This window comes from Kineosporia mesophila (genome assembly GCF_021129235.1).
GTDB lineage: Bacteria > Actinomycetota > Actinomycetes > Actinomycetales > Kineosporiaceae > Kineosporia > Kineosporia mesophila.
This window is the reverse complement of sequence record NZ_JAJOMA010000004.1, coordinates 251403-271864: the sequence shown is the minus strand read 5'-3', so window position 1 is coordinate 271864 and position 20462 is coordinate 251403. Positions and strand designations below refer to the sequence as shown.

The window sequence follows — 20462 nt, the reverse complement described above, 5'->3', positions numbered from 1 at the left end:
ACTGCGGCCGCCGGAATCCGGCGGCCACAGTGGCGCCGGGAAATCCCGGCAGTGAAGCACTGCGGGAAATTCCCCGGCGGAACTGAAACCTCATGAGAGAGGCGATCGACGTGGCACAAGACGTGCTGACGGACCTCAACAAGGTCCGCAACATCGGCATCATGGCTCACATCGACGCCGGCAAGACCACCACCACTGAGCGGATCCTGTTCTACACCGGGATCAACTACAAGATCGGTGAGGTCCACGACGGCGCCGCCACGATGGACTGGATGGAGCAGGAGCAGGAACGTGGCATCACGATCACGTCTGCTGCCACCACCTGTTTCTGGGAAGGCAACCAGATCAACCTGATCGACACCCCCGGGCACGTCGACTTCACGGTCGAGGTCGAGCGCAACCTGCGCGTCCTCGACGGTGCGGTCGCTGTGTTCGACGGCAAGGAGGGTGTCGAGCCGCAGTCCGAGACGGTCTGGCGGCAGGCTGACAAGTACGACGTGCCCCGCATCTGCTTCGTCAACAAGATGGACAAGCTGGGTGCGGACTTCTACTTCACGGTCCAGACGATCATCGATCGTCTCGGTGCCAAGCCGCTGGTCATCCAGATCCCGATCGGTGCTGAGTCCGACTTCACCGGCGTCATCGACCTGATCCACATGCGCGCGCTGACCTGGCGTGGCGATACGGGTAAGGGCGAGGCGTACGAGATCGAGGAGATCCCGGCCGACCTTCAGGAGAAGGCCGAGGAGTGGCGTCAGAAGATGCTCGAGACGGTCGCTGAGTCTGACGAGGCGCTGCTCGAGAAATTCTTCGGCGGCGAAGGCCTCACGCCCGAGGAGATCAAGGGCGCGATCCGGAAGCTGACGATCTCCAGCGAGGTCAACCCGATTCTGTGCGGTTCGGCGTTCAAGAACAAGGGCGTTCAGCCCATGCTCGACGCCGTGATCGACTATCTGCCGACCCCGCTGGACGTCCCCGACGTCGAGGGTCACCCGCTCAACGACGAAGAGGCCGTGATCACCCGCGCGGCCAACAACGAGGCTCCGTTCTCGGCGCTGGCCTTCAAGATCGCCTCGCACCCGTTCTTCGGGAAGCTCACCTACATCCGGGTCTACTCCGGCAAGGTGGCGAGCGGCGCGCAGCTCATCAACTCGACCAAGGGCAAGAAGGAGCGCATCGGGAAGATCTTCCAGATGCACTCCAACAAGGAGAACCCGGTCGACGAGGCTGCTGCGGGCCACATCTACGCGGTCATCGGTCTGAAGGACACCACCACCGGTGAGACCCTCGCAGACCCGACGAACCCGATCGTCCTGGAGTCGATGACTTTCCCGGAGCCGGTCATCTCGGTTGCTATCGAGCCGAAGACCAAGGGCGACCAGGAGAAGCTCGGCACCGCGATCCAGAAGCTCGCCGAGGAAGACCCGACCTTCCAGGTCCGTCAGGACGACGAGACCGGGCAGACCATCATCGCCGGCATGGGCGAGCTCCACCTGGACATCCTGGTGGACCGCATGCGCCGCGAGTTCAAGGTCGAGGCCAACGTCGGCAAGCCGCAGGTGGCGTACCGAGAGACCATCCGCAAGGAGGTCGTGAAGTACGACTACACGCACAAGAAGCAGACCGGTGGCTCGGGCCAGTACGCCAAGGTCCAGGTGACGATCGCACCGATGGACACGTCCGAGGGCGTGTTCTACGAGTTCGAGAACAAGGTCACCGGTGGCCGCATCCCGCGCGAATACATTCCGAGCGTGGATGCTGGTATCCAGGACGCCATGCAGTTCGGCATCCTGGCGGGTTACCCGCTGGTGGGCATCAAGGCCACCCTGCTGGACGGTGCGGCGCACGACGTCGACTCGTCCGAGATGGCGTTCAAGGTCGCCGGCTCAATGGTGCTGAAGGAGGCTGCCCGCAAGGCCAGCCCCGTGCTCCTTGAGCCGATGATGGCAGTCGAGGTGCGTACCCCGATCGAGTACATGGGTGACGTGATCGGCGACCTGAACTCCCGTCGCGGTCAGATCCAGGCCATGGAGGATGTCAGCGGCGCCAAGGTCGTCAAGGCCACGGTTCCGCTGTCGGAGATGTTCGGCTACGTCGGTGACCTGCGCAGCAAGACGCAGGGACGTGCCGTTTACACCATGCAGTTCGACTCTTACGCAGAGGTTCCCCGGAACGTTGCGGAAGAGATCATCAAGAAGGTTCGCGGCGAGTAATCGCGCCACCAGCATTCCCGTCGAACCAAGTACAGATAACAACCCGTCCGACAGGAGGACCCCGTGGCGAAGGCGAAGTTCGAGCGGACTAAGCCGCACGTCAACATCGGTACCATTGGTCACATTGACCACGGTAAGACGACGCTGACGGCTGCGATCAGTAAGACGCTGCACACCAAGTGGCCGGAGCTCAACCCGGACACCCAGGCGTTCGACCAGATCGACAAGGCGCCGGAAGAGCGCCAGCGCGGTATCACCATCTCGATCGCGCACATCGAGTACCAGACTGAGACGCGCCACTACGCGCACGTCGACTGCCCTGGTCACGCCGACTACATCAAGAACATGATCACTGGTGCGGCCCAGATGGACGGTGCCATCCTCGTGGTGGCGGCGACCGACGGCCCGATGCCCCAGACCCGTGAGCACGTGCTGCTCGCGCGTCAGGTCGGCGTCCCCTACATCGTCGTGGCTCTGAACAAGTCCGACATGGTGGACGACGAAGAGATCATGGAGCTCGTCGAGCTCGAGGTTCGTGAGCTCCTGTCCTCCTACGAGTTCCCGGGCGACGACCTGCCGATCGTGCGGGTCTCCGCGCTGAAGGCTCTCGAGGGCGACCCGGAGTGGCAGGAGAAGGTTCTCGAGCTTCTGGCCGCCGTGGATGATCACATCCCGGAGCCGACGCGTGACACCGAGAAGCCCTTCCTCATGCCGATCGAGGACGTCTTCACGATCACCGGTCGTGGAACCGTCGTCACCGGCAAGGTCGAGCGCGGCATCCTGAAGACCAACGAGACTGTTGAAATCGTTGGCATCAAGGACAAGTCGACCACCACCACGGTCACCGCGATCGAGATGTTCCGCAAGACGCTCGACGAGGCCATGGCCGGCGAGAACTGCGGTCTGCTTCTTCGTGGCATCAAGCGCGAAGATGTCGAGCGCGGCCAGGTCGTCGTGAAGCCGGGCTCGATCACTCCCCACACGGAGTTCGAGGCCAACGTCTACATCCTGTCCAAGGATGAGGGCGGCCGGCACACGCCGTTCTACGACTCCTACCGTCCGCAGTTCTACTTCCGGACCACGGACGTCACGGGCGTTGTGAAGCTCCCCGAGGGCACCGAGATGGTCATGCCCGGTGACAACACCGAGATGTCCGTCACGCTGATCCAGCCCATCGCCATGGAAGACGGCCTGCTCTTCGCTATCCGCGAGGGTGGTCGTACCGTCGGCTCGGGCCGCGTCACCAAGATCCTCAAGTAGTACCCACCAGCGGCGGCAGCCTCTCAGGCTGCCGCCGCTGGCGTGCGTCTGGACCCGTAACGCCGTCTGCGCCTTCGTGCCGGGCGTCTCTTCCAGCTCCGGTCACCCGAACTCGCGAAGAGCGAAAGCGGGGGAGCGGCAAGGGATCACGGGTTCAGGCGGGCGGTTTTCCGTTTACCGCCAGGACTGCGATTGGTCAATGGCGGGTTACGTCTGGCACACTGGACAGGTTGCTCGCGCACCGTCGCGTCCGTCGTGCCCCTTCGGGGGCCCGGAACGACCGGCACCGGGCAGCCACCAATGCACCATCGGCCCAGACCCTGGTCCTCGTTGAAAGCGTAGGGCGATTCTGGGCCGCGAACGCGACACGCCCGACCTCGGGGGTCGGTGTTCGCCAGCCCGACCGAAGTAGGGGTGTGAGCGTCGCAGAAGACGTGAAACGCCAGTAAGACAGCAGTTGCACTGCATTCCTTGTGAATGCGAGGCCCGGACCGCACACCACGGCCCGGGTGGACCACAGACAGCGCCGATCGGCAGCACCACTCGCCGAACGCCTGTCGACCAAGCGAAAGAGAGCGCAACGACGCCATGGCGGGACAAAAGATCCGCATCCGGCTGAAGGCCTACGACCACGAGGTCATCGACAGCTCGGCCCGCAAGATCGTCGACACGGTCGTTCGGACGGGCGCGACGGTCGCGGGGCCGGTGCCACTGCCGACGGAAAAGAACGTGTTCTGCGTCATCCGTTCGCCGCACAAGTACAAGGACAGCCGCGAGCACTTCGAGATGCGCACGCACAAGCGGTTGATCGACATCATCAACCCGACGCCGAAGACGGTGGACTCGCTGATGCGGCTTGACCTGCCCGCCGGCGTGGACATCGAGATCAAGCTCTAGAAGGACCTCATCTCATGACTCTGAAGACGATCAGTAAGCCGACGGTGACCACCGTCAAGGGCTTGCTCGGCGAGAAGCTCGGGATGACCCAGGTCTGGGACGCGAACAACCGGCTCGTCCCGGTCACCGTCATCCAGGTCGGTCCGTGCGTCGTCACGCAGGTGCGCAACGCTGAGGGCGACGGTTACCCGGCGGTTCAGATCGCGTACGGCGCGATCGACCCCCGCAAGGTGACCAAGCCGCTGGCCGGGCACTTCGAGAAGGCCGGCGTCACGCCGCGCCGTCACGTGCTCGAGCTGCGCACGGCCAACGCCGCCGAGTACAGCCTGGGCCAGGAGCTCACCGTGGAGACCTTCGAGGCCGGCCAGGTGGTCGACGTCTCCGGTACCACCAAGGGCAAGGGCCACGCCGGTGTCATGAAGCGTCACGGCTTCAAGGGCCTCGGCGCCTCGCACGGCACGCAGCGCAAGCACCGTTCCCCGGGTTCCATCGGCGGTTGCGCCACCCCGGGTCGCGTGTTCAAGGGCATGCGGATGGCCGGCCGTATGGGTGGCGAGCGGCAGACCACGCAGAACCTCAGCGTGTACGCCGTCGACGCCGAGCGCGGTCTGCTCCTGATCAAGGGTGCCGTCCCGGGGCCGCGCGGCGGCATCGTCCTGGTTCGCACCGCGGCGAAGAAGGGCTGAAACGATGGCCACCGAAACCACCACCAACCTGAGCCTGAACGTCGTCGACGGCACGGGTGAGAAGGTCGGCACCGTCGACCTCCCCGCCGCCATCTTCGACGTCCAGACCAACGTGCCCCTGATCCACCAGGTCGTCGTGGCCCAGCTGGCCGCGGCCCGCCAGGGCACGCACGACACGAAGACCCGTGGCGAAGTTCGCGGTGGCGGCCGTAAGCCGTACCGCCAGAAGGGCACCGGCCGCGCCCGTCAGGGCTCGACCCGCGCTCCTCAGTTCGCCGGCGGTGGCGTGGTTCACGGACCGCACCCGCGGGACTACTCGCAGCGGACCCCGAAGAAGATGATCGCCGCCGCGCTGCGGGGATCCCTCTCGGACCGCAACCGTCACGGTCGCGTTCACGTGCTCTCCGAGCTCGTGAAGGGCGACGCCCCGTCCACCAAGGCGGTGCGCAAGGCCCTTGCCGGCCTGACCGAGCGGGAGAACCTGCTGGTCGTCGTGACCCGCACGGACGAGGTCGGCCAGCGGAGCCTGTCCAACCTGGACGGCATCCACGTGCTGCCCTTCGACCAGCTGAACGCCTACGACGTGCTGTGCGCCGACGACGTGGTGTTCACCAAGGCCGCGCTGGACTCGTTCCTCGAGAGCCCGGTCGTCACCAAGGTCACCGCGAAGGAGGCTGCCAAGTGAGCAGCATCGGAAGCGTCCACAAGGACCCGCGCGACATCCTGCTGGCGCCGGTTGTCTCGGAGAAGAGCTACAGCCTCCTCGACGAGGGCAAGTACACCTTCCTGGTGGACCCGCGGGCCAACAAGACCGAGATCAAGATTGCGGTCGAGACGGTCTTCGGGGTCAAGGTCTCGGCCGTCAACACCGCGAACCGGCAGGGTAAGACCCGCCGCACGCGGAACGGCCTGGGCAAGCGCAAGGACACCAAGCGCGCCATCATCACGCTGAGCGAAGGCACCATCGACATCTTCGGCGGGCCGGTCTCCTGACGCCCGTACGTTCCTATCCGGCGATTCCGTCGCTGGATTGAGGGCGTCCGAAGACCGACATCCGAGAAACAGCAAGAGGACTGACTCACATGGGAATCCGCAAGTACAAGCCGACGACGCCGGGCCGCCGTGGTTCGTCCGTCGCCGACTTCGTGGAGATCACCCGGTCGGAGCCGGAGAAGTCCCTGGTGCGCCCGCTGACCAAGAGCGGCGGCCGGAACAACACCGGCCGGATCACCACCCGGCACAAGGGCGGCGGTCACAAGCGCGCCTACCGGGTGATCGACTTCCGTCGTCACGACAAGGACGGCATTCCGGCCACGGTCGCTCACATCGAGTACGACCCCAACCGCACGGCGCGTATCGCGCTGCTGCACTACGCGGACGGCGAAAAGCGTTACATCGTCGCGCCGACCAAGCTCAAGCAGGGCGACCGGATCGAGAACGGCCCCACGGCCGACATCAAGCCGGGTAACAGCCTCGAGCTGCGCAACATCCCCGTCGGTACGGTCGTTCACGCGATCGAGCTGCGTCCGGGCGGCGGGGCCAAGATCGCCCGCTCGGCCGGATCCTCGGTCCAGCTGGTCGCCCGTGAGGGCCGCTTCGCTCAGCTTCGTCTGCCGTCCGGCGAGATCCGGAACGTCGACGTGCGCTGCCGCGCGACGGTCGGCGAGGTCGGCAACGCCGAGCAGTCGAACATCAACTGGGGCAAGGCCGGCCGCATGCGCTGGAAGGGCAAGCGCCCGACGGTGCGCGGTGTGGCCATGAACCCGATCGACCACCCGCACGGTGGTGGTGAGGGTAAGACCTCTGGTGGTCGTCACCCGGTCAGCCCCTGGGGCCAGGCCGAGGGACGCACGCGTCGCCCCAACAAGGAGAGCGACAAGATGATCGTTCGCCGCCGCCGTTCCGGCAAGAAGCGCTGATAGGAGCCTTTCGAGAATGCCTCGCAGTCTGAAGAAGGGTCCCTTCGTCGACGACCACCTGCAGAAAAAGGTGGACGTTCAGAACGAGAAGGGGACCAAGACAGTCATCCGGACCTGGTCCCGGCGCTCGATGATCGTGCCCGACATGCTCGGTCACACGATCGCCGTGCACGACGGCCGCAAGCACGTCCCGGTGTTCGTCACCGAGTCGATGATCGGTCACAAGCTGGGCGAGTTCGCCCCCACCCGCACGTTCCGCGGACACGAGAAGGACGACCGCAAGGGTCGCCGGCGCTGATCGCGCCCACCCAAGCAGTCAGAAGCGACAGAAGGTAGGAAGTAGCGATGGAAGCCAAGGCGCAGGCGCGGTATGTCCGTGTCACGCCCATGAAGGCCCGCCGCGTCGTCGACCTCATCCGCGGGAAGCAGGCGCCGCAGGCGATCGCCACGCTGGAGTTCGCTCCGCAGGCCGCCAGCGAGCCGGTGCTCAAGGTCGTGCAGAGCGCGATCGCGAACGCACGGGTGAAGGCCGCTGCCGCGTCCGAGGCGTTCGACGAGCGCACCCTGGTCATCCAGGAGGCTTTCGTGGACGAGGGCCCGACGCTCAAGCGGTTCCGGCCGCGGGCACAGGGCCGGGCATACCGGATCCGCAAGCGGACCGCCCACATCACCGTGGTCGTCGGTCCGGCCGAGAAGAAGGGCGGCCCCCAGGCCGCCTCCGCGAATGGGAGGACCCGCTAGTGGGCCAGAAGGTCAACCCGCACGGGTTCCGCCTGGGCATCACCACCGAGCACAAGAGCCGGTGGTTCGCTGACAGCACCAAGGGTGGGCAGCGGTACCGCGACTACGTGAAGGAAGACGTCGCGATCCGCAAGCTCATGTCCAAGGGCATGGAGCGGGCCGGCATCAGCCGCGTGGAGATCGAGCGCACCCGGGACCGGGTTCGCGTCGACATCCACACCGCGCGTCCGGGCATCGTCATCGGTCGCCGTGGCGCCGAGGCCGACCGGATCCGTGGCGAGCTCGAGAAGCTCACGGGCAAGCAGGTTCAGCTGAACATCCTCGAGGTGAAGAACCCCGAGGTCGACGCTCAGCTGGTCGCCCAGGGCATCGCCGAGCAGCTGGCCAGCCGGGTCTCTTTCCGCCGCGCGATGCGCAAGGGCATGCAGTCCTCGCTCCGCGCCGGTGCCAAGGGCATCCGGGTGCAGTGCTCGGGTCGTCTCGGCGGCGCCGAGATGAGCCGCTCGGAGTTCTACCGCGAGGGCCGCGTGCCCCTGCACACGCTCCGCGCGAACATCGACTACGGCCTGTACGAGGCCCGCACCACCTTCGGTCGCATCGGCGTGAAGGTGTGGATCTACAAGGGCGACATCACCAGCCGCGAGCTCGCTCGTGAGCAGGCTGCCGCCCCGGCGCGTGGTCCGCGTCGCGACGGTCCGGGTGGCCCCGGTGGCCGCGCGGCTCGCCCGCAGCGTCGTCGTCCGCAGCAGTCCGCTGACAGCGCCCCCGCTGCGGAGGCGCCCGCCGCCTCCGCGCCGGCCGCTGACGCGCCTGCCGCCACCGGATCGGAGGCCTGAGCACCATGCTGATCCCGCGTCGGGTCAAGTACCGCAAGCAGCACCACCCCAGCCGCTCCGGCATGTCGAAGGGCGGCACCGCCGTGACCTTCGGCGAGTGGGGCATCCAGGCTCTGGAGCCTGCGTACGTGACCAACCGCCAGATCGAGTCGGCGCGTATCGCGATCACCCGTCACATCCGTCGTGGCGGCAAGGTCTGGATCAACATCTACCCGGACCGCCCGCTGACCAAGAAGCCCGCCGAGACCCGCATGGGTTCCGGTAAGGGTTCCCCGGAGTGGTGGGTCGCGAACGTCAAGCCTGGTCGCGTGATGTTCGAACTCTCGTTCCCGACTGAAAAGGTGGCGAAGGAAGCCCTCACCCGGGCGATCCACAAGCTGCCGATGAAGTGCCGGATCGTCCGGCGCGAAGGCGGTGAAAGCTGATGGCCGTCGGTTCCAAGGATCTGAACCCGGTTAACCTGCGCGGTTTCGACCAGGAGCGCTTGGCCGAGGAGCTGAAGAAGGCGAAGGAAGAGCTTTTCAACCTTCGCTTCCAGTCCGCGACCGGCCAGCTGGAAAACAACATGCGGCTGCGTGCTGTCAAGCGGGACATCGCCCGCATCTACACGGTGATGCGCGAGCGCGAGCTCGGTATCACCGTCACCCCGGAGGCCTGAGCATGAGTGAGAACACCCAGGCTGACGTTGAGGTGCGTGGCAACCGTAAGGGACGCCGCGGCTACGTCGTCAGCGACAAGATGGACAAGACCGTGGTGGTCGAGGTCGAGGACCGGGTCAAGCACCCGCTCTACGGCAAGGTCATCCGGCGCACCACCAAGGTGAAGGTGCACGACGAGGCCAACACCGCTGGTGTCGGCGATCTGGTGTCGATCTCGGAGACCCGTCCGCTGTCGGCCACCAAGCGCTGGCGCCTGGTCGAGATTCTGGAGAAGGCCAAGTGATTCAGCAGGAATCGCGGCTCCGCGTCGCCGACAACACCGGTGCGAAGGAGATCCTCTGCATCCGCGTGCTCGGCGGCTCCGGCCGTCGGTACGCCGGCATCGGTGACGTCATCGTCGCGACCGTCAAGGACGCCATCCCCGGCGGCAACGTCAAGAAGGGCGACGTCGTCAAGGCTGTCATCGTGCGCACCGTCAAGGAGCGCCGCCGGCCGGACGGCTCGTACATCCGCTTCGACGAGAACGCTGCGGTCATTCTGCGCAACGACGGCGACCCCCGTGGCACCCGTATCTTCGGGCCGGTCGGCCGTGAGCTGCGCGACAAGAAGTTCATGAAGATCATTTCGCTGGCACCGGAGGTGCTCTGAGATGGCGAAGATGAGGATCAAGAAGGGCGACACCGTCCAGCTGATCACTGGTCGTAGCCAGAAGAACGGCGGCGACCGGAACAAGACCGGCAAGGTGATCTCCGTGAACACGGAGACCCAGCGGGTCCTGGTCGAGGGCCTCAACCGGGTCAAGCGCCACACCAAGGAGGGACAGTCCAGCCGGGGTTCGCAGACCGGCGGGATCATCACTCAGGAGGCGGCGATCCACATCAGCAACCTGATGCTGGTCGACCCCGAGACCAAGAAGGCCACCCGCGTCGGCACCCGGGTCGAGACCGTCGAGCGCGACGGCAAGACCAAGACGGTGCGGGTTCGCTACGCCAAGCGTTCCGGTAAGGATCTGTGACCATGACTGTGACCGAAGAGGGCACCAAGGTGCAGCCGCGTCTGCGTACGCGCTACGACGCGGAGATCGCGCCGGAGCTGCGCAAGCAGTTCAACTACCCGAACGTGATGCAGACCCCGCGTCTGGTCAAGGTCGTCGTGAACATGGGTGTGGGCGAGGCTGCCCGCGACTCCAAGCTCATCGACGGCGCGGTGCGCGACCTGAGCGCGATCACCGGCCAGAAGCCCCAGGTCACCAAGGCCCGCAAGTCCATCGCGCAGTTCAAGCTGCGTGAGGGCATGCCGATCGGTGCGCACGTCACGCTGCGCGGCGACCGCATGTGGGAGTTCCTGGACCGCCTGGTCAGCATCGCCCTGCCGCGTATCCGCGACTTCCGTGGACTCAGCGGCAAGCAGTTCGACGGGCGTGGCAACTACACGTTCGGCCTGAACGAGCAGTCCATGTTCCACGAGATCGACCAGGACCGGATCGACCGCGTTCGGGGTATGGACATCACGGTCGTCACGACGGCCACCAACGACGAAGAGGGGCGAGTCTTCCTGAAGCTCCTCGGTTTCCCGTTCAAGGAGAACTGACGTGGCGAAGACTGCGCTGATCAACAAGGCGGCGCGTAAGCCGAAGTTCGGTGTCCGGGGTTACACCCGGTGCCAGCGCTGCGGCCGCCCGCACTCTGTCTACCGCAAGTTCGGCCTGTGCCGGATCTGCCTGCGCGAGATGGCTCACCGGGGCGAACTGCCCGGCGTCACCAAGAGCAGCTGGTAGGCCGGCCGTGTCACAGCTGACAATTCCGACCCCGGGCGCCACTTCGGTGGCGCCCCGGTCCGGCCGTCGTCGGACGGTGCGCAACAATCGCATGGTTTCGCTGCGCTCCAGCCTTCCGACCGGCTTGGTGACGCTGCGGCACGATGTACCGGAGTACCTCCCCGAGTTCCTCGAGCCCGAGGTTCTCGAAGCAGCAACTACGCCACAGGTCGACGCCTCCGAGAAGGTTGCCGAAACCGTGGTGGGAAAGGGCGGACAAGCCCAATGGTGATGACCGATCCGATCGCGGACATGTTGACCCGCGTACGGAACGCGAACTCCGCGTACCACGACCAGACTCAGATGCCTTACAGCAAGCTGAAGGCGAACGTGGCCGAGCTCCTCAAGGCGGAGGGCTACATCTCCTCCTGGGAGATCGCTGACGCCGAGGTGGGCAAGACGCTCACCGTGAAGCTGAAGTTCGGCCCCAACCGGGAGCGCTCGATCGCCGGTCTCCGGCGGATCAGCAAGCCCGGTCTGCGGGTCTACGCGAAGTCGACGAACCTGCCCCGGGTCCTTGGTGGCCTCGGCGTGGCGATCCTGTCGACCTCGTCCGGGCTCATGACCGACAAGCAGGCCAAGCAGAAGGGCGTAGGTGGGGAAGTCCTCGCCTACGTCTGGTAACGGGAAGGGAGAGAGAGCATGTCCCGAATCGGACGACTGCCGATCACCGTTCCCGCCGGCGTCGACGTGAACCTCGACGGCGCGCAGGTGTCGGTTAAGGGCCCCAAGGGGACCCTGAACCTCACCGTTGCCGCCCCGATCACCGTCGCCCGCGAGGACGACGGAACGGTGAAGGTCACGCGCCCCGACGACGAGCGTACGTCGCGCGCACTGCACGGTCTGACCCGCACGCTGATCTCCAACATGGTGGTCGGCGTGACCGAGGGTTACACCAAGAAGCTTGAGATCGTTGGCACGGGTTACCGCGTCCAGGCGAAGGGCTCCAACCTGGAGTTCGCGCTGGGCTACAGCCACTCGATCACGGTGGAGCCGCCGGCCGGCATCACCTTCGCGGTGGAGGGCCCGACGAAGTTCTCGGTGTCCGGCATCGACAAGCAGGCTGTCGGCGAGGTTGCCGCCAACCTGCGCAAGCTGCGTAAGCCCGACCCCTACAAGGGCAAGGGCGTCCGCTACGCCGACGAAGTGATCAAGCGCAAGGTCGGAAAGGCGGGTAAGAAGTAATGGCTATCGGTGTCAAGCGCAGCGGCGGTGGCTCGGTCCGCAACAAGCAGGCCTCCCGTACCCGTCGCCACCTGCGAGTGCGCAAGCAGCTGCGGGGCTCCACGGAGCGCCCGCGCCTGGTCGTGAACCGTTCCGCCCGTCACGTTTTCGTGCAGGTCGTGGACGACACGCAGGGCAAGACCCTGGCGTCGGCCTCCACCATGGAGGCGGACCTGCGGGGCCTGGACGGCGACAAGACCGCCAAGGCCCGCCGTGTCGGCGAGCTGCTCGGCGAGCGCGCCAAGGCCGCCGGTGTCACCGCTGTGGTCTTCGACCGCGGTGGCAACAGGTATCACGGTCGTGTCGCCGCAATTGCGGACGGCGCCCGTGAGGCCGGGCTGGTCCTCTAGCCCATGCGCACGCTGACCTTTACGAAGCGAGAGAGAAGGAACGTCTGATGGCTGGACCTCAGCGTCGCGGGCCCGGGGGTAACACCAACTCCGGCGGGCCGAGCAGCGGCGGCGAGAACAGCGGCGGCGGCGGTCGCCGGGGCGGCCGTGACCGCGACAACCGTGGTGGTCGTGACGGCGGCCAGGACAAGAACCAGTTCGTCGAGCGCGTCGTCGCGATCAACCGGGTTGCCAAGGTCGTGAAGGGTGGTCGTCGCTTCAGCTTCACCGCCCTGGTCGTCGTCGGTGACGGCGACGGCACGGTCGGCGTCGGTTACGGCAAGGCCAAGGAAGTACCCGCCGCGATCGCGAAGGGCGTTGAAGAGGCGAAGAAGGCCTTCTTCAAGGTTCCGCGTATCCAGGGCACGATTCCTCACCGGATCCAGGGTGAGGAAGCGGCCGGCGTCGTGCTGCTCATGCCGGCGTCTCCGGGTACCGGCGTTATCGCCGGTGGTCCGGTGCGCGCCGTGCTGGAGTGCGCCGGTATCCACGACGTGCTGAGCAAGTCGCTCGGCTCGGACAACGCGATCAACGTCGTTCACGCGACCGTTGCCGCGCTGCGTGGTCTCGAGCGTCCGGAAGAGGTTGCGGCCCGTCGTGGTCTGCCCCTCGAGGACGTCGCCCCGGTCGCCATGCTGCGCGCCCGGGCCGCGGGGGTGGCCGGCTGATGGCTCAGCTGAAGGTCACTCAGATCAAGTCGAAGATCGGCGGCAAGCAGAACCAGCGCGAATCGCTGCGTTCGCTCGGCCTGAAGCGGATCGGCCACACTGTGATCAAGGAAGACCGTCCCGAGATTCGCGGGATGGTCAACACGGTGCGGCATCTCGTCACCGTCGAGGAGGTGGACTGAGATGGCAGAAGGCCAGCGCGAGCACGCGCTGAAGGTGCATCACCTGCGCCCGGCCCCCGGGGCCAAGACGGCCAAGATCCGGGTCGGTCGCGGTGAAGGCGGCAAGCGCGGTAAGACGGCGGGTCGCGGTACCAAGGGTACGAAGGCCCGTTACCAGGTTCCGGCCCGGTTCGAGGGTGGGCAGATGCCCCTCCACATGCGGCTCCCGAAGCTGCGTGGGTTCAAGAACCCGTTCCGGACCGAGTACCAGGTCGTCAACCTGGACAAGCTCAGCTCCCTGTTCCCCGACGGCGGCAGCGTCTCCGTCGAGGACCTGGTGGCCAAGGGTGCAGTCCGTGAGGGCCACCTGGTCAAGGTTCTGGGTGACGGCGAGATCTCGGTCGCGATCAACGTGACCGCGAACAAGTTCTCCGCCAGCGCCAAGGAGAAGCTCGCTGCTGCCGGTGGCAGCGCCACCGAGCTGTAGCACCTGCTCGACCAGCTCGATTTCTGACACCCCGGTGACTCCCGAAATATGGGAGTCGCCGGGGTGTTAAGGTCACACGACCGGCGTCTTGCAGATCGGCGGGCCCAGGTGGCTCACAGCCGATCTGTCGGGCGCACCAACGGCCCAATCCAATGGCCCGTCACGACGAGCTGCCCTGTGTTGGGCAGCGCGCAGGAGGTTTTGCGTGCTCACCGCGTTCTTCCGGGCGTTTCGAACCCCTGATCTGCGGCGCAAGATCTTCTTCACCGTAGCGATCATGGCGCTCTTCCGTCTGGGGTCGTACATCCCGACCCCCGGCGTCGACTACGCGGCCGTACGGCGCTGTGTGGACCTCGCGAGCAACAGCAGCTCGTCCGGCCTCTACGAGCTGGTGAACCTGTTCAGCGGTGGTGCGTTGCTGCAGCTGTCGATCTTCGCGCTCGGGATCATGCCGTACATCACGGCCTCGATCATCATCCAGCTGCTCACCGTGGTCATTCCGCGGTTCGAAGCGCTGAAGGAGGAAGGTCAGTCGGGCACCGCCAAACTGACCCAGTACACGCGATATCTGACCATCGGTCTCGCGGTGCTGCAGTCGACCACCTTCGTGGCGATCTCCCGTCAGCAGGGTGGCCTCTTCACCAACTGCACCGAGACGCTGATCCCGAACGACGACCTCTTCACCCTCGGCGTCATGGTTCTGACCATGACGGCGGGTACCGGCTTCATCATGTGGCTGGGTGAGCTCGTCACCGAGAAGGGCATCGGCAACGGTATGTCGTTGCTGATCTTCACCTCGATCGCGTCGGCGTTCCCCGGCTCGCTCTGGTCGATCAAGACGCAGCGCGGCTTCAACACCTTCTTCATCGTGATCGGTCTCGGCCTGCTGATCATGGCGGCGGTCATCTTCGTCGAGCAGAGCCAGCGCCGGATCCCGGTGCAGTACGCCAAGCGGCAGGTCGGCCGGCGGGCGTACGGCGGCACGACGACATACATCCCGATCAAGGTGAACATGGCGGGTGTCATCCCGGTCATCTTCGCTTCGTCGCTGCTGTACCTACCGGCCCTGATCGCCCAGTTCCAGGGGCAGAACAGCACCGCCGGCTGGGTCGTCTGGATCCGGGACAACCTGGTGAAGGGTGACCACCCGATCTACATCGCGCTGTACTTCGCGCTGATTCTCTTCTTCACGTACTTCTACGTGGCGATCACGTTCAACCCGGACGAGGTCGCCGAGAACATGAAGAAGTACGGCGGCTTCATCCCCGGAATCCGCGCGGGACGACCGACGGCCGACTACCTCGAATATGTTCTGAGTCGCATTACTCTTGCTGGTGCTCTGTACCTCGGCATGGTGGCATTGATCCCTCTGATCGCGTTGATCCTGGTCGACGCGAATCAGAACTTCCCCTTCGGCGGTACGAGCATCCTCATCGTCGTCGGAGTGGGTCTGGAAACGGTCAAGCAGATCGAGTCCCAGCTGCAGCAGCGTCACTATGAAGGGTTCCTGCGATGAGAGCGGTGCGTCGATGAGGCTTGTGATCCTCGGTCCACCCGGCGCTGGAAAGGGCACACAGGCCAAGAAGGTCGCCGCCCACTTCGGCATCCCGGCGATCTCGACCGGTGACATCTTCCGGCAGAACGTCACGGACGGAACGCCGCTGGGCAAGCAGGTCGAGGAGATCATGAAGTCCGGCAAGTACGTGCCGGACGAGGTGACGAACGAGATGGTGCGCAACCGTCTCCTCGAGGAGGATGCCGCTGTCGGGTTCCTCCTGGATGGTTACCCGCGTACCGCGGCGCAGGTCGACGAGCTCGACTCGATGATCGCGACGTCCAGCACGAAGCTGGACGCCGTGCTCGAGCTGACCGTGGACATGGACGAAGTGGTGGATCGCCTGCTCAAGCGGGCCGAGATCGAGGGCCGCCCGGACGACACGGAAGACGTCATCCGGCACCGCCTCGAGGTCTACACCGAGCAGACCGCTCCGCTCGTGCACATCTACTCGGACCGCAACCTGCTGCTGCGGGTCGACGGGATGGGCGACATCAGCGACGTGACCAGCCGGCTCCTGGCCGCCTGCGACGACTTCGCAGCCTGAACCAACCAAGAGAGAACCAAGAATGCTCGGTCGCGACCGGATCCAGTACAAGACGCCCGATCAGGTCCGCCTCATGCGGGCCGCCGGGCTGATTGTCGCCGACGCCCTTCAGGCCGTGCGTGCTGCACTGGCCCCGGGGCTGACGACAGGTGACCTGGACCGGGTCGCGAACGAGCTGATCGTCGGGCGGGGCGCGACGCCGTCGTTCCTGAACTACGGCCGTCCGCCCTACCCCGCCACCCTCTGCGTTTCGGTGAACGACGAGGTCGTGCACGGCATCCCGGGCAGCAAGGTGCTCAGGGCGGGCGACGTGGTGAGCGTCGACTGCGGCGCCATCCTGGCCGGCTGGCACGGCGACTCGGCCTTCACCGCGGTGGTGCCCGGTGACAGCGAGCGGGACCCGGAACTGGCCAAGACCGACCAGGACCTGATCGACACCACTGAGGAATCGATGTGGCGCGGGATCGCGGCCATCGTCGCGGGGGAGCGCCTCAACGCCATCGGTGTGGCGGTCGAGGACTTCGTCGGTGACCGTTTCGGCCTGGTCGAGGACTACGGTGGCCACGGCATCGGCACCGAGATGCACCAGGCCCCGCACGTGCTGAACTACCGCACCCGCGACCGCGGCCCGAAGCTCAGGGCCGGCATCTGCCTGGCCATCGAGCCGATGCTGACCGCCGGCAACCCGGACACCCGGGTGCTCTCCGACGAGTGGACCGTGGCAACGGTGGACGGCGGGAACGCCGCTCACTGGGAGCACTCGGTGGCTCTGCTCGAAGACGGTCTCTGGGTGCTCACGGCCCACGACGGCGGGGTCTCGAAACTGACCGAACTGGGCGCCCCGGTCTCTTCCCTGGCCACCTCGGCCTAGGCTCGATTTCGCCGTCCACCATGGTATGGCGTAGACTTTTACGTCGGCTCATGTGCTGAATTTCTTCGTCGTCCGGAAACACCCGATGACGGCCTGAGACAGCCTCTAGACGTCAGTCTGAGCCGTCTGATGAAACGCCTGATCGTTCCGGTCCCTGTAGTTGGAGGGTCGGGTAGCGGCCGGGCGCCGCGATGAACGATCGACAGGAAAAGCGGAGGACATGCCGAAGAAAGACGGTGTCATCGAGATCGAAGGCAGCGTGGTGGAGGCGCTGCCGAATGCCATGTTCCGCGTGGAGCTTTCCAACGGGCACAAGGTACTCGCGCACATCTCCGGCAAGATGCGCCAGCACTACATCCGGATCCTTCCGGAAGACCGGGTGGTGGTCGAGCTGAGCCCGTACGACCTTTCCCGTGGGCGCATCGTCTACCGCTACAAGTGACATCTCCGCAGCCCATGCCCTGCTCCATCAGCCACTCCCGGAAGCCACGATGAAGGTCAAGCCGAGCGTCAAGAAGATCTGCGACAAGTGCCGAGTGATCCGCCGTAACGGCCGGGTCATGGTGATCTGCGACAACGTGCGCCACAAGCAGCGTCAGGGCTGATCCAAGCCCCGCAGAACCACCGCACCATCGCAGGATCTGAGTAAAACAGCAGCGCACGTCTCTGAGGTGCAGGGCGACACGCCCGACCTCGGGGTACGACACCCCCGGACAACTGGGCCGGGGACCCTCGCGGTAGTTGAACGCAGGGAAATGCCGCTGCTCCACACCTGGTAATGAGCAGAGAAGAGAACCCCTGCAATGGCACGTCTCGTTGGAGTCGACCTCCCGCGCGAAAAGCGTCTCGAGGTCGCCCTCACCTACATCTTCGGCGTCGGCAAGACCCGCGCCAAGGAGACCCTCGCCGCGACCGGCCTGAGCGCCGACCTGCGCGTGCGTGAGCTGAGCGAGGAAGACCTCGTCCGTCTGCGCGACCACCTCGAGGGCAACTTCAAGCTCGAGGGTGACCTGCGCCGCGAGGTTGCCGCCGACATCCGCCGCAAGGTCGAGATCGGTTGCTACGAGGGTCTGCGTCACCGTCGCGGCCTGCCGGTCCGCGGCCAGCGCACCAAGACGAACGCTCGTACCCGCAAGGGCCCGAAGCGCACTGTGGCCGGTAAGAAGAAGGCCGGCAAGAAGTAGTCCGCTCCACCCTCTCACCAAGGGTCCGGAGTACGGACCGACGACCTCCCAGGAAGTAGCTTTTAGATGCCTCCCAAGTCACGCCAGTCCGCTGCGTCGCGCAAGCCGCGTCGCAAGGAGAAGAAGAACGTCGCTCACGGGCACGCCCACATCAAGAGCACGTTCAACAACACCATCGTCTCGATCACCGACCCGACGGGCAACGTCATCGCGTGGGCCTCGTCCGGCCAGGTCGGCTTCAAGGGCTCGCGTAAGTCGACCCCGTTCGCCGCGCAGATGGCCGCCGAGGCCGCTGCCCGTCGCGCGCAGGAGCACGGCATGCGCAAGGTCGACGTCTTCGTGAAGGGCCCGGGCTCGGGCCGCGAGACCGCGATCCGCTCGCTCCAGGCCACCGGCCTGGAGGTCGGCTCGATCCAGGACGTCACCCCGACGCCGCACAACGGCTGCCGCCCGCCGAAGCGTCGTCGCGTCTAACGCTTCACCCGGCCCGCCGGTCGGACAGAGGACCGGCGGGCTCACCCCCAGCAGGCGTCATATAGCGGTCGCCTGTAGCGAAAGGGAAAACACCAGTGCTGATTGCACAGCGCCCCATCCTCGCCGAGGAAGCGGTCTCCGAGCACCGCTCCCGGTTCGTCATCGAGCCGCTGGAGCCGGGGTTCGGGTACACCCTCGGGAACTCGCTCCGTCGCACCCTGCTCTCGAGCATCCCGGGCGCGTCGGTCACCAGCATCCGCATCGACGGTGTGCTGCACGAGTTCACCACCGTGCCCGGTGTCAAGGAAGACGTCACCGAGCTCATCCTGAACATCAAGCGTCTGGTCGTCTCCTCGGAGCACGACGAGCCGATCGTGATGTACCTGCGTAAGCAGGGTCCGGGCACGGTCACCGCCGCGGACATCGCTCCGCCGGCCGGTGTCGAGGTACACAACCCCGACCTGCACATCGCCACGCTGAACGGCAAGGGCAAGCTCGAGCTCGAGCTGACCGTCGAGCGCGGTCGTGGCTACGTGTCGGCCAACCAGAACAAGACCGGTGAGCAGGAGATCGGCCGGATCCCGATCGACTCCATCTACTCGCCGGTGCTGAAGGTCACGTACAAGGTCGAGGCGACCCGGGTCGAGCAGCGCACCGACTTCGACCGGCTGATCGTCGACGTCGAGACCAAGCCGTCGATGCAGCCGCGCGACGCCATGGCGAGCGCCGGCAAGACGCTGGTCGAGCTGTTCGGTCTGGCCCGTGAGCTCAACCTCGAGGCCGAGGGCATCGACATGGGCCCGTCCCCGTCGGACGCCGCCCTGGCCGCCGATCTGGCGCTGCCGATCGAGGAGCTCGACCTCACGGTCCGGTCGTACAACTGTCTCAAGCGCGAGGGCATCCACACCGTGGGTGAACTCGTCGGGCGCAGTGAGGCCGACCTGCTCGACATCCGCAACTTCGGCGCCAAGTCGATCGACGAGGTCAAGGCCAAGCTTCACGGTATGAACCTGGCGCTCAAGGACAGCCCGCCCGGGTTCGACCCCACCCTCGTCGTCGACAGCTTCGGAGCGGACGACGACATGTCGTTCGCCGAGGACGAGCAGCTCTGACAACCCCATAGCCCGGCGCGGGACGCGAACCCCCGTGCCCGGGTTGTGCATCTCTAGGAGTCACAGACATGCCCACGCCCACCAAGGGTCCCCGTCTCGGGGGTGGTCCCGCGCACGAGCGGCTGATGCTCGCCAACCTCGCGACCCAGCTGTTCACGCACAAGTCCATCACCACCACGCAGACGAAGGCCAAGCGCATGCAGCCCCTGGCTGAGCGCATGATCACCTTCGCGAAGCGCGGTGACCTGGCGGCCCGCCGCCGGGTGCTGCAGACGATCACGGACAAGGGCGTCGTGCACACGCTCTTCACCGAGATCGCGCCGGTCGTGGCGGAGCGCAAGGGTGGCTACACCCGGATCACCAAGATCGGTAACCGGAAGGGCGACAACGCCCCCATGGTCGTCATCGAGCTGGTCCTGGACCCGCTGACCGCCGGTCAGTCGACCGTGCGTGAGGCCGAGGCCGCCACCGGTCGCGCTGCCCGTGGCAACAAGTCCGTGGCCGCGGAGCAGGCCGCCGAGGACACCGCGACCGAGGCCGAGAACGCCAAGGTCGACGGTGACGCCGAGGGTTCGGTCGACGCTGCGGCCCAGTCCGAGACCGCTGCCGTTGCGGCCGAGGCCGAGGCTTCGGGTAGCGACGAGGCCAAGGACGCCAAGGCTGCTGCCGAGGTTGCCGAAGAGGCTGCCGACGACGCGGTCGACGGCAAGAAGTAAGTTCCACGCCGCCGAGCCCGTCATCCCCGTCCCGGGGGTGGCGGGCT

32 protein-coding genes and 1 pseudogene are annotated in these 20462 nt (G+C 65.9%); all 33 read left to right on the top strand.

What is annotated here, in order from left to right; genetic code table 11:
• Positions 1–110 precede the first annotated feature (110 nt).
• The 33 genes and pseudogenes from fusA (at position 111) to rplQ (ending at position 20415) form a co-directional block, all read left to right on the top strand.
• Positions 111–2213, top strand: coding sequence for an elongation factor G (fusA, locus tag LR393_RS07920; RefSeq protein ID WP_231482912.1), 2103 nt, complete (start codon positions 111–113; stop codon positions 2211–2213).
• 63 nt (positions 2214–2276) lie between these two features.
• Positions 2277–3473 carry an elongation factor Tu gene (gene tuf, locus LR393_RS07915; RefSeq protein ID WP_231482808.1) on the top strand — a complete coding sequence of 399 codons (1197 nt, stop codon included), beginning with the start codon at positions 2277–2279 and terminating at the stop codon, positions 3471–3473.
• A 588-nt stretch (positions 3474–4061) separates the two neighbouring features.
• Positions 4062–4370, top strand: coding sequence for a 30S ribosomal protein S10 (gene rpsJ / locus LR393_RS07910; protein WP_052530780.1), 309 nt, complete (start codon positions 4062–4064; stop codon positions 4368–4370).
• 14 nt (positions 4371–4384) lie between these two features.
• On the top strand, positions 4385–5056 hold the full coding sequence (gene rplC / locus LR393_RS07905) for a 50S ribosomal protein L3 (protein WP_231482807.1): 672 nt from the start codon (positions 4385–4387) through the stop codon (positions 5054–5056).
• Between the two features lie 4 nt (positions 5057–5060).
• The gene (gene rplD / locus LR393_RS07900) at positions 5061–5741 is read left to right on the top strand and encodes a 50S ribosomal protein L4 (RefSeq protein ID WP_231482806.1); all 681 of its coding nucleotides are present in this window, start codon (positions 5061–5063) and stop codon (positions 5739–5741) included.
• Positions 5742–5746: 5 nt separating this feature from the next.
• Positions 5747–6049 carry a 50S ribosomal protein L23 gene (rplW, locus tag LR393_RS07895; RefSeq protein ID WP_231482911.1) on the top strand — a complete coding sequence of 101 codons (303 nt, stop codon included), beginning with the start codon at positions 5747–5749 and terminating at the stop codon, positions 6047–6049.
• A gap of 89 nt (positions 6050–6138) precedes the next feature.
• Positions 6139–6975 (top strand): 50S ribosomal protein L2, encoded by an 837-nt coding sequence (rplB, locus tag LR393_RS07890; RefSeq protein ID WP_231482805.1) that lies wholly within the window; start codon positions 6139–6141, stop codon positions 6973–6975.
• Between the two features lie 16 nt (positions 6976–6991).
• A complete protein-coding gene (rpsS, locus tag LR393_RS07885; RefSeq protein WP_052530784.1) occupies positions 6992–7273 on the top strand; it encodes a 30S ribosomal protein S19 in 282 nt (93 codons plus the stop codon).
• Positions 7274–7320: 47 nt separating this feature from the next.
• Positions 7321–7716 (top strand): 50S ribosomal protein L22, encoded by a 396-nt coding sequence (gene rplV, locus LR393_RS07880; protein WP_231482803.1) that lies wholly within the window; start codon positions 7321–7323, stop codon positions 7714–7716.
• Positions 7716–8552, top strand: coding sequence for a 30S ribosomal protein S3 (rpsC, locus tag LR393_RS07875; RefSeq protein ID WP_231482801.1), 837 nt, complete (start codon positions 7716–7718; stop codon positions 8550–8552). The genes rplV and rpsC overlap by 1 nt, the downstream gene beginning before the upstream one ends.
• 5 nt (positions 8553–8557) lie before the next feature.
• Positions 8558–8977 (top strand): 50S ribosomal protein L16, encoded by a 420-nt coding sequence (rplP, locus tag LR393_RS07870; protein WP_231482799.1) that lies wholly within the window; start codon positions 8558–8560, stop codon positions 8975–8977.
• Positions 8977–9189 (top strand): annotated as a pseudogene (rpmC, locus tag LR393_RS07865) (50S ribosomal protein L29); the annotation flags it as partial. The gene rplP and the pseudogene rpmC, both read left to right, overlap by 1 nt.
• A 23-nt stretch (positions 9190–9212) precedes the next feature.
• The gene (gene rpsQ, locus LR393_RS07860) at positions 9213–9494 is read left to right on the top strand and encodes a 30S ribosomal protein S17 (protein ID WP_231482789.1); all 282 of its coding nucleotides are present in this window, start codon (positions 9213–9215) and stop codon (positions 9492–9494) included.
• Positions 9491–9859, top strand: a complete 369-nt coding sequence (gene rplN, locus LR393_RS07855; protein ID WP_214154112.1) for a 50S ribosomal protein L14 — start codon at positions 9491–9493, stop codon at positions 9857–9859. Before rpsQ ends, rplN begins: the two co-directional genes overlap by 4 nt.
• Before the next feature lies 1 nt (position 9860).
• Positions 9861–10226, top strand: a complete 366-nt coding sequence (gene rplX / locus LR393_RS07850; RefSeq protein ID WP_231482787.1) for a 50S ribosomal protein L24 — start codon at positions 9861–9863, stop codon at positions 10224–10226.
• Positions 10227–10228: 2 nt separating this feature from the next.
• Positions 10229–10801: a 50S ribosomal protein L5 gene (gene rplE / locus LR393_RS07845; protein ID WP_231482785.1), complete on the top strand. Its 573-nt coding sequence runs from the start codon at positions 10229–10231 to the stop codon at positions 10799–10801.
• 1 nt (position 10802) lies between these two features.
• Positions 10803–10988 carry a type Z 30S ribosomal protein S14 gene (locus LR393_RS07840; RefSeq protein ID WP_052530793.1) on the top strand — a complete coding sequence of 62 codons (186 nt, stop codon included), beginning with the start codon at positions 10803–10805 and terminating at the stop codon, positions 10986–10988.
• A 76-nt stretch (positions 10989–11064) separates the two neighbouring features.
• Positions 11065–11259 carry a hypothetical protein gene (locus LR393_RS07835; protein ID WP_231482781.1) on the top strand — a complete coding sequence of 65 codons (195 nt, stop codon included), beginning with the start codon at positions 11065–11067 and terminating at the stop codon, positions 11257–11259.
• Complete coding sequence (gene rpsH / locus LR393_RS07830; protein ID WP_231482780.1) at positions 11253–11651, top strand: 30S ribosomal protein S8; 399 nt, start codon at positions 11253–11255, stop codon at positions 11649–11651. The genes LR393_RS07835 and rpsH overlap by 7 nt, the downstream gene beginning before the upstream one ends.
• An 18-nt stretch (positions 11652–11669) precedes the next feature.
• Positions 11670–12212: a 50S ribosomal protein L6 gene (rplF, locus tag LR393_RS07825; RefSeq protein ID WP_231482779.1), complete on the top strand. Its 543-nt coding sequence runs from the start codon at positions 11670–11672 to the stop codon at positions 12210–12212.
• Positions 12212–12601, top strand: a complete 390-nt coding sequence (gene rplR, locus LR393_RS07820; protein ID WP_231482778.1) for a 50S ribosomal protein L18 — start codon at positions 12212–12214, stop codon at positions 12599–12601. The genes rplF and rplR overlap by 1 nt, the downstream gene beginning before the upstream one ends.
• Before the next feature lie 47 nt (positions 12602–12648).
• Entirely contained in the window at positions 12649–13308 is a 660-nt protein-coding gene (gene rpsE, locus LR393_RS07815) for a 30S ribosomal protein S5 (RefSeq protein ID WP_331282919.1), read from the top strand.
• A complete protein-coding gene (gene rpmD / locus LR393_RS07810; RefSeq protein ID WP_231482776.1) occupies positions 13308–13490 on the top strand; it encodes a 50S ribosomal protein L30 in 183 nt (60 codons plus the stop codon). Before rpsE ends, rpmD begins: the two co-directional genes overlap by 1 nt.
• Position 13491: 1 nt before the next feature.
• Entirely contained in the window at positions 13492–13956 is a 465-nt protein-coding gene (gene rplO, locus LR393_RS07805) for a 50S ribosomal protein L15 (RefSeq protein ID WP_231482774.1), read from the top strand.
• A 205-nt stretch (positions 13957–14161) separates the two neighbouring features.
• Positions 14162–15472, top strand: a complete 1311-nt coding sequence (gene secY, locus LR393_RS07800; protein WP_231482772.1) for a preprotein translocase subunit SecY — start codon at positions 14162–14164, stop codon at positions 15470–15472.
• 13 nt (positions 15473–15485) lie between these two features.
• The gene (locus LR393_RS07795) at positions 15486–16058 is read left to right on the top strand and encodes an adenylate kinase (protein ID WP_231482766.1); all 573 of its coding nucleotides are present in this window, start codon (positions 15486–15488) and stop codon (positions 16056–16058) included.
• A gap of 22 nt (positions 16059–16080) precedes the next feature.
• Positions 16081–16929: a type I methionyl aminopeptidase gene (map, locus tag LR393_RS07790; protein ID WP_231482765.1), complete on the top strand. Its 849-nt coding sequence runs from the start codon at positions 16081–16083 to the stop codon at positions 16927–16929.
• A 220-nt stretch (positions 16930–17149) separates the two neighbouring features.
• Positions 17150–17371, top strand: a complete 222-nt coding sequence (gene infA / locus LR393_RS07785; RefSeq protein ID WP_052530803.1) for a translation initiation factor IF-1 — start codon at positions 17150–17152, stop codon at positions 17369–17371.
• Between the two features lie 49 nt (positions 17372–17420).
• Positions 17421–17534 carry a 50S ribosomal protein L36 gene (rpmJ, locus tag LR393_RS07780; RefSeq protein ID WP_214154137.1) on the top strand — a complete coding sequence of 38 codons (114 nt, stop codon included), beginning with the start codon at positions 17421–17423 and terminating at the stop codon, positions 17532–17534.
• A 198-nt stretch (positions 17535–17732) separates the two neighbouring features.
• On the top strand, positions 17733–18113 hold the full coding sequence (rpsM, locus tag LR393_RS07775) for a 30S ribosomal protein S13 (protein WP_231482763.1): 381 nt from the start codon (positions 17733–17735) through the stop codon (positions 18111–18113).
• A 66-nt stretch (positions 18114–18179) separates the two neighbouring features.
• Positions 18180–18587 (top strand): 30S ribosomal protein S11, encoded by a 408-nt coding sequence (gene rpsK, locus LR393_RS07770; protein ID WP_231482762.1) that lies wholly within the window; start codon positions 18180–18182, stop codon positions 18585–18587.
• A gap of 95 nt (positions 18588–18682) precedes the next feature.
• Positions 18683–19699, top strand: coding sequence for a DNA-directed RNA polymerase subunit alpha (locus tag LR393_RS07765; RefSeq protein WP_231482756.1), 1017 nt, complete (start codon positions 18683–18685; stop codon positions 19697–19699).
• Between the two features lie 68 nt (positions 19700–19767).
• Positions 19768–20415, top strand: coding sequence for a 50S ribosomal protein L17 (rplQ, locus tag LR393_RS36260; RefSeq protein ID WP_331282918.1), 648 nt, complete (start codon positions 19768–19770; stop codon positions 20413–20415).
• The last annotated feature ends 47 nt before the right edge of the window (positions 20416–20462 follow it).

What these genes read in the sequence shown, in the direction of transcription:
- rplB (WP_231482805.1), top strand. Translation starts at nt 6,139, where the DNA reads ATGGGAATCCGCAAGTACAAGCCGACGACGCCGGGCCGCCGTGGTTCG.
- rpsH (WP_231482780.1), top strand. Translation starts at nt 11,253, where the DNA reads ATGGTGATGACCGATCCGATCGCGGACATGTTGACCCGCGTACGGAAC.
- rplF (WP_231482779.1), top strand. Translation starts at nt 11,670, where the DNA reads ATGTCCCGAATCGGACGACTGCCGATCACCGTTCCCGCCGGCGTCGAC.
- rplP (WP_231482799.1), top strand. Translation starts at nt 8,558, where the DNA reads ATGCTGATCCCGCGTCGGGTCAAGTACCGCAAGCAGCACCACCCCAGC.
- LR393_RS07795 (WP_231482766.1), top strand. Translation starts at nt 15,486, where the DNA reads ATGAGGCTTGTGATCCTCGGTCCACCCGGCGCTGGAAAGGGCACACAG.
- rplD (WP_231482806.1), top strand. Translation starts at nt 5,061, where the DNA reads ATGGCCACCGAAACCACCACCAACCTGAGCCTGAACGTCGTCGACGGC.
- rpsJ (WP_052530780.1), top strand. Translation starts at nt 4,062, where the DNA reads ATGGCGGGACAAAAGATCCGCATCCGGCTGAAGGCCTACGACCACGAG.
- rplQ (WP_331282918.1), top strand. Translation starts at nt 19,768, where the DNA reads ATGCCCACGCCCACCAAGGGTCCCCGTCTCGGGGGTGGTCCCGCGCAC.
- rpmD (WP_231482776.1), top strand. Translation starts at nt 13,308, where the DNA reads ATGGCTCAGCTGAAGGTCACTCAGATCAAGTCGAAGATCGGCGGCAAG.
- rpsQ (WP_231482789.1), top strand. Translation starts at nt 9,213, where the DNA reads ATGAGTGAGAACACCCAGGCTGACGTTGAGGTGCGTGGCAACCGTAAG.
- rplX (WP_231482787.1), top strand. Translation starts at nt 9,861, where the DNA reads ATGGCGAAGATGAGGATCAAGAAGGGCGACACCGTCCAGCTGATCACT.
- rplC (WP_231482807.1), top strand. Translation starts at nt 4,385, where the DNA reads ATGACTCTGAAGACGATCAGTAAGCCGACGGTGACCACCGTCAAGGGC.
- rplR (WP_231482778.1), top strand. Translation starts at nt 12,212, where the DNA reads ATGGCTATCGGTGTCAAGCGCAGCGGCGGTGGCTCGGTCCGCAACAAG.
- rpmJ (WP_214154137.1), top strand. Translation starts at nt 17,421, where the DNA reads ATGAAGGTCAAGCCGAGCGTCAAGAAGATCTGCGACAAGTGCCGAGTG.
- rplO (WP_231482774.1), top strand. Translation starts at nt 13,492, where the DNA reads ATGGCAGAAGGCCAGCGCGAGCACGCGCTGAAGGTGCATCACCTGCGC.
- rpsS (WP_052530784.1), top strand. Translation starts at nt 6,992, where the DNA reads ATGCCTCGCAGTCTGAAGAAGGGTCCCTTCGTCGACGACCACCTGCAG.
- infA (WP_052530803.1), top strand. Translation starts at nt 17,150, where the DNA reads ATGCCGAAGAAAGACGGTGTCATCGAGATCGAAGGCAGCGTGGTGGAG.
- rpsE (WP_331282919.1), top strand. Translation starts at nt 12,649, where the DNA reads ATGGCTGGACCTCAGCGTCGCGGGCCCGGGGGTAACACCAACTCCGGC.
- rpsK (WP_231482762.1), top strand. Translation starts at nt 18,180, where the DNA reads ATGCCTCCCAAGTCACGCCAGTCCGCTGCGTCGCGCAAGCCGCGTCGC.
- rplE (WP_231482785.1), top strand. Translation starts at nt 10,229, where the DNA reads ATGACTGTGACCGAAGAGGGCACCAAGGTGCAGCCGCGTCTGCGTACG.
- rpsM (WP_231482763.1), top strand. Translation starts at nt 17,733, where the DNA reads ATGGCACGTCTCGTTGGAGTCGACCTCCCGCGCGAAAAGCGTCTCGAG.
- rplV (WP_231482803.1), top strand. Translation starts at nt 7,321, where the DNA reads ATGGAAGCCAAGGCGCAGGCGCGGTATGTCCGTGTCACGCCCATGAAG.
- map (WP_231482765.1), top strand. Translation starts at nt 16,081, where the DNA reads ATGCTCGGTCGCGACCGGATCCAGTACAAGACGCCCGATCAGGTCCGC.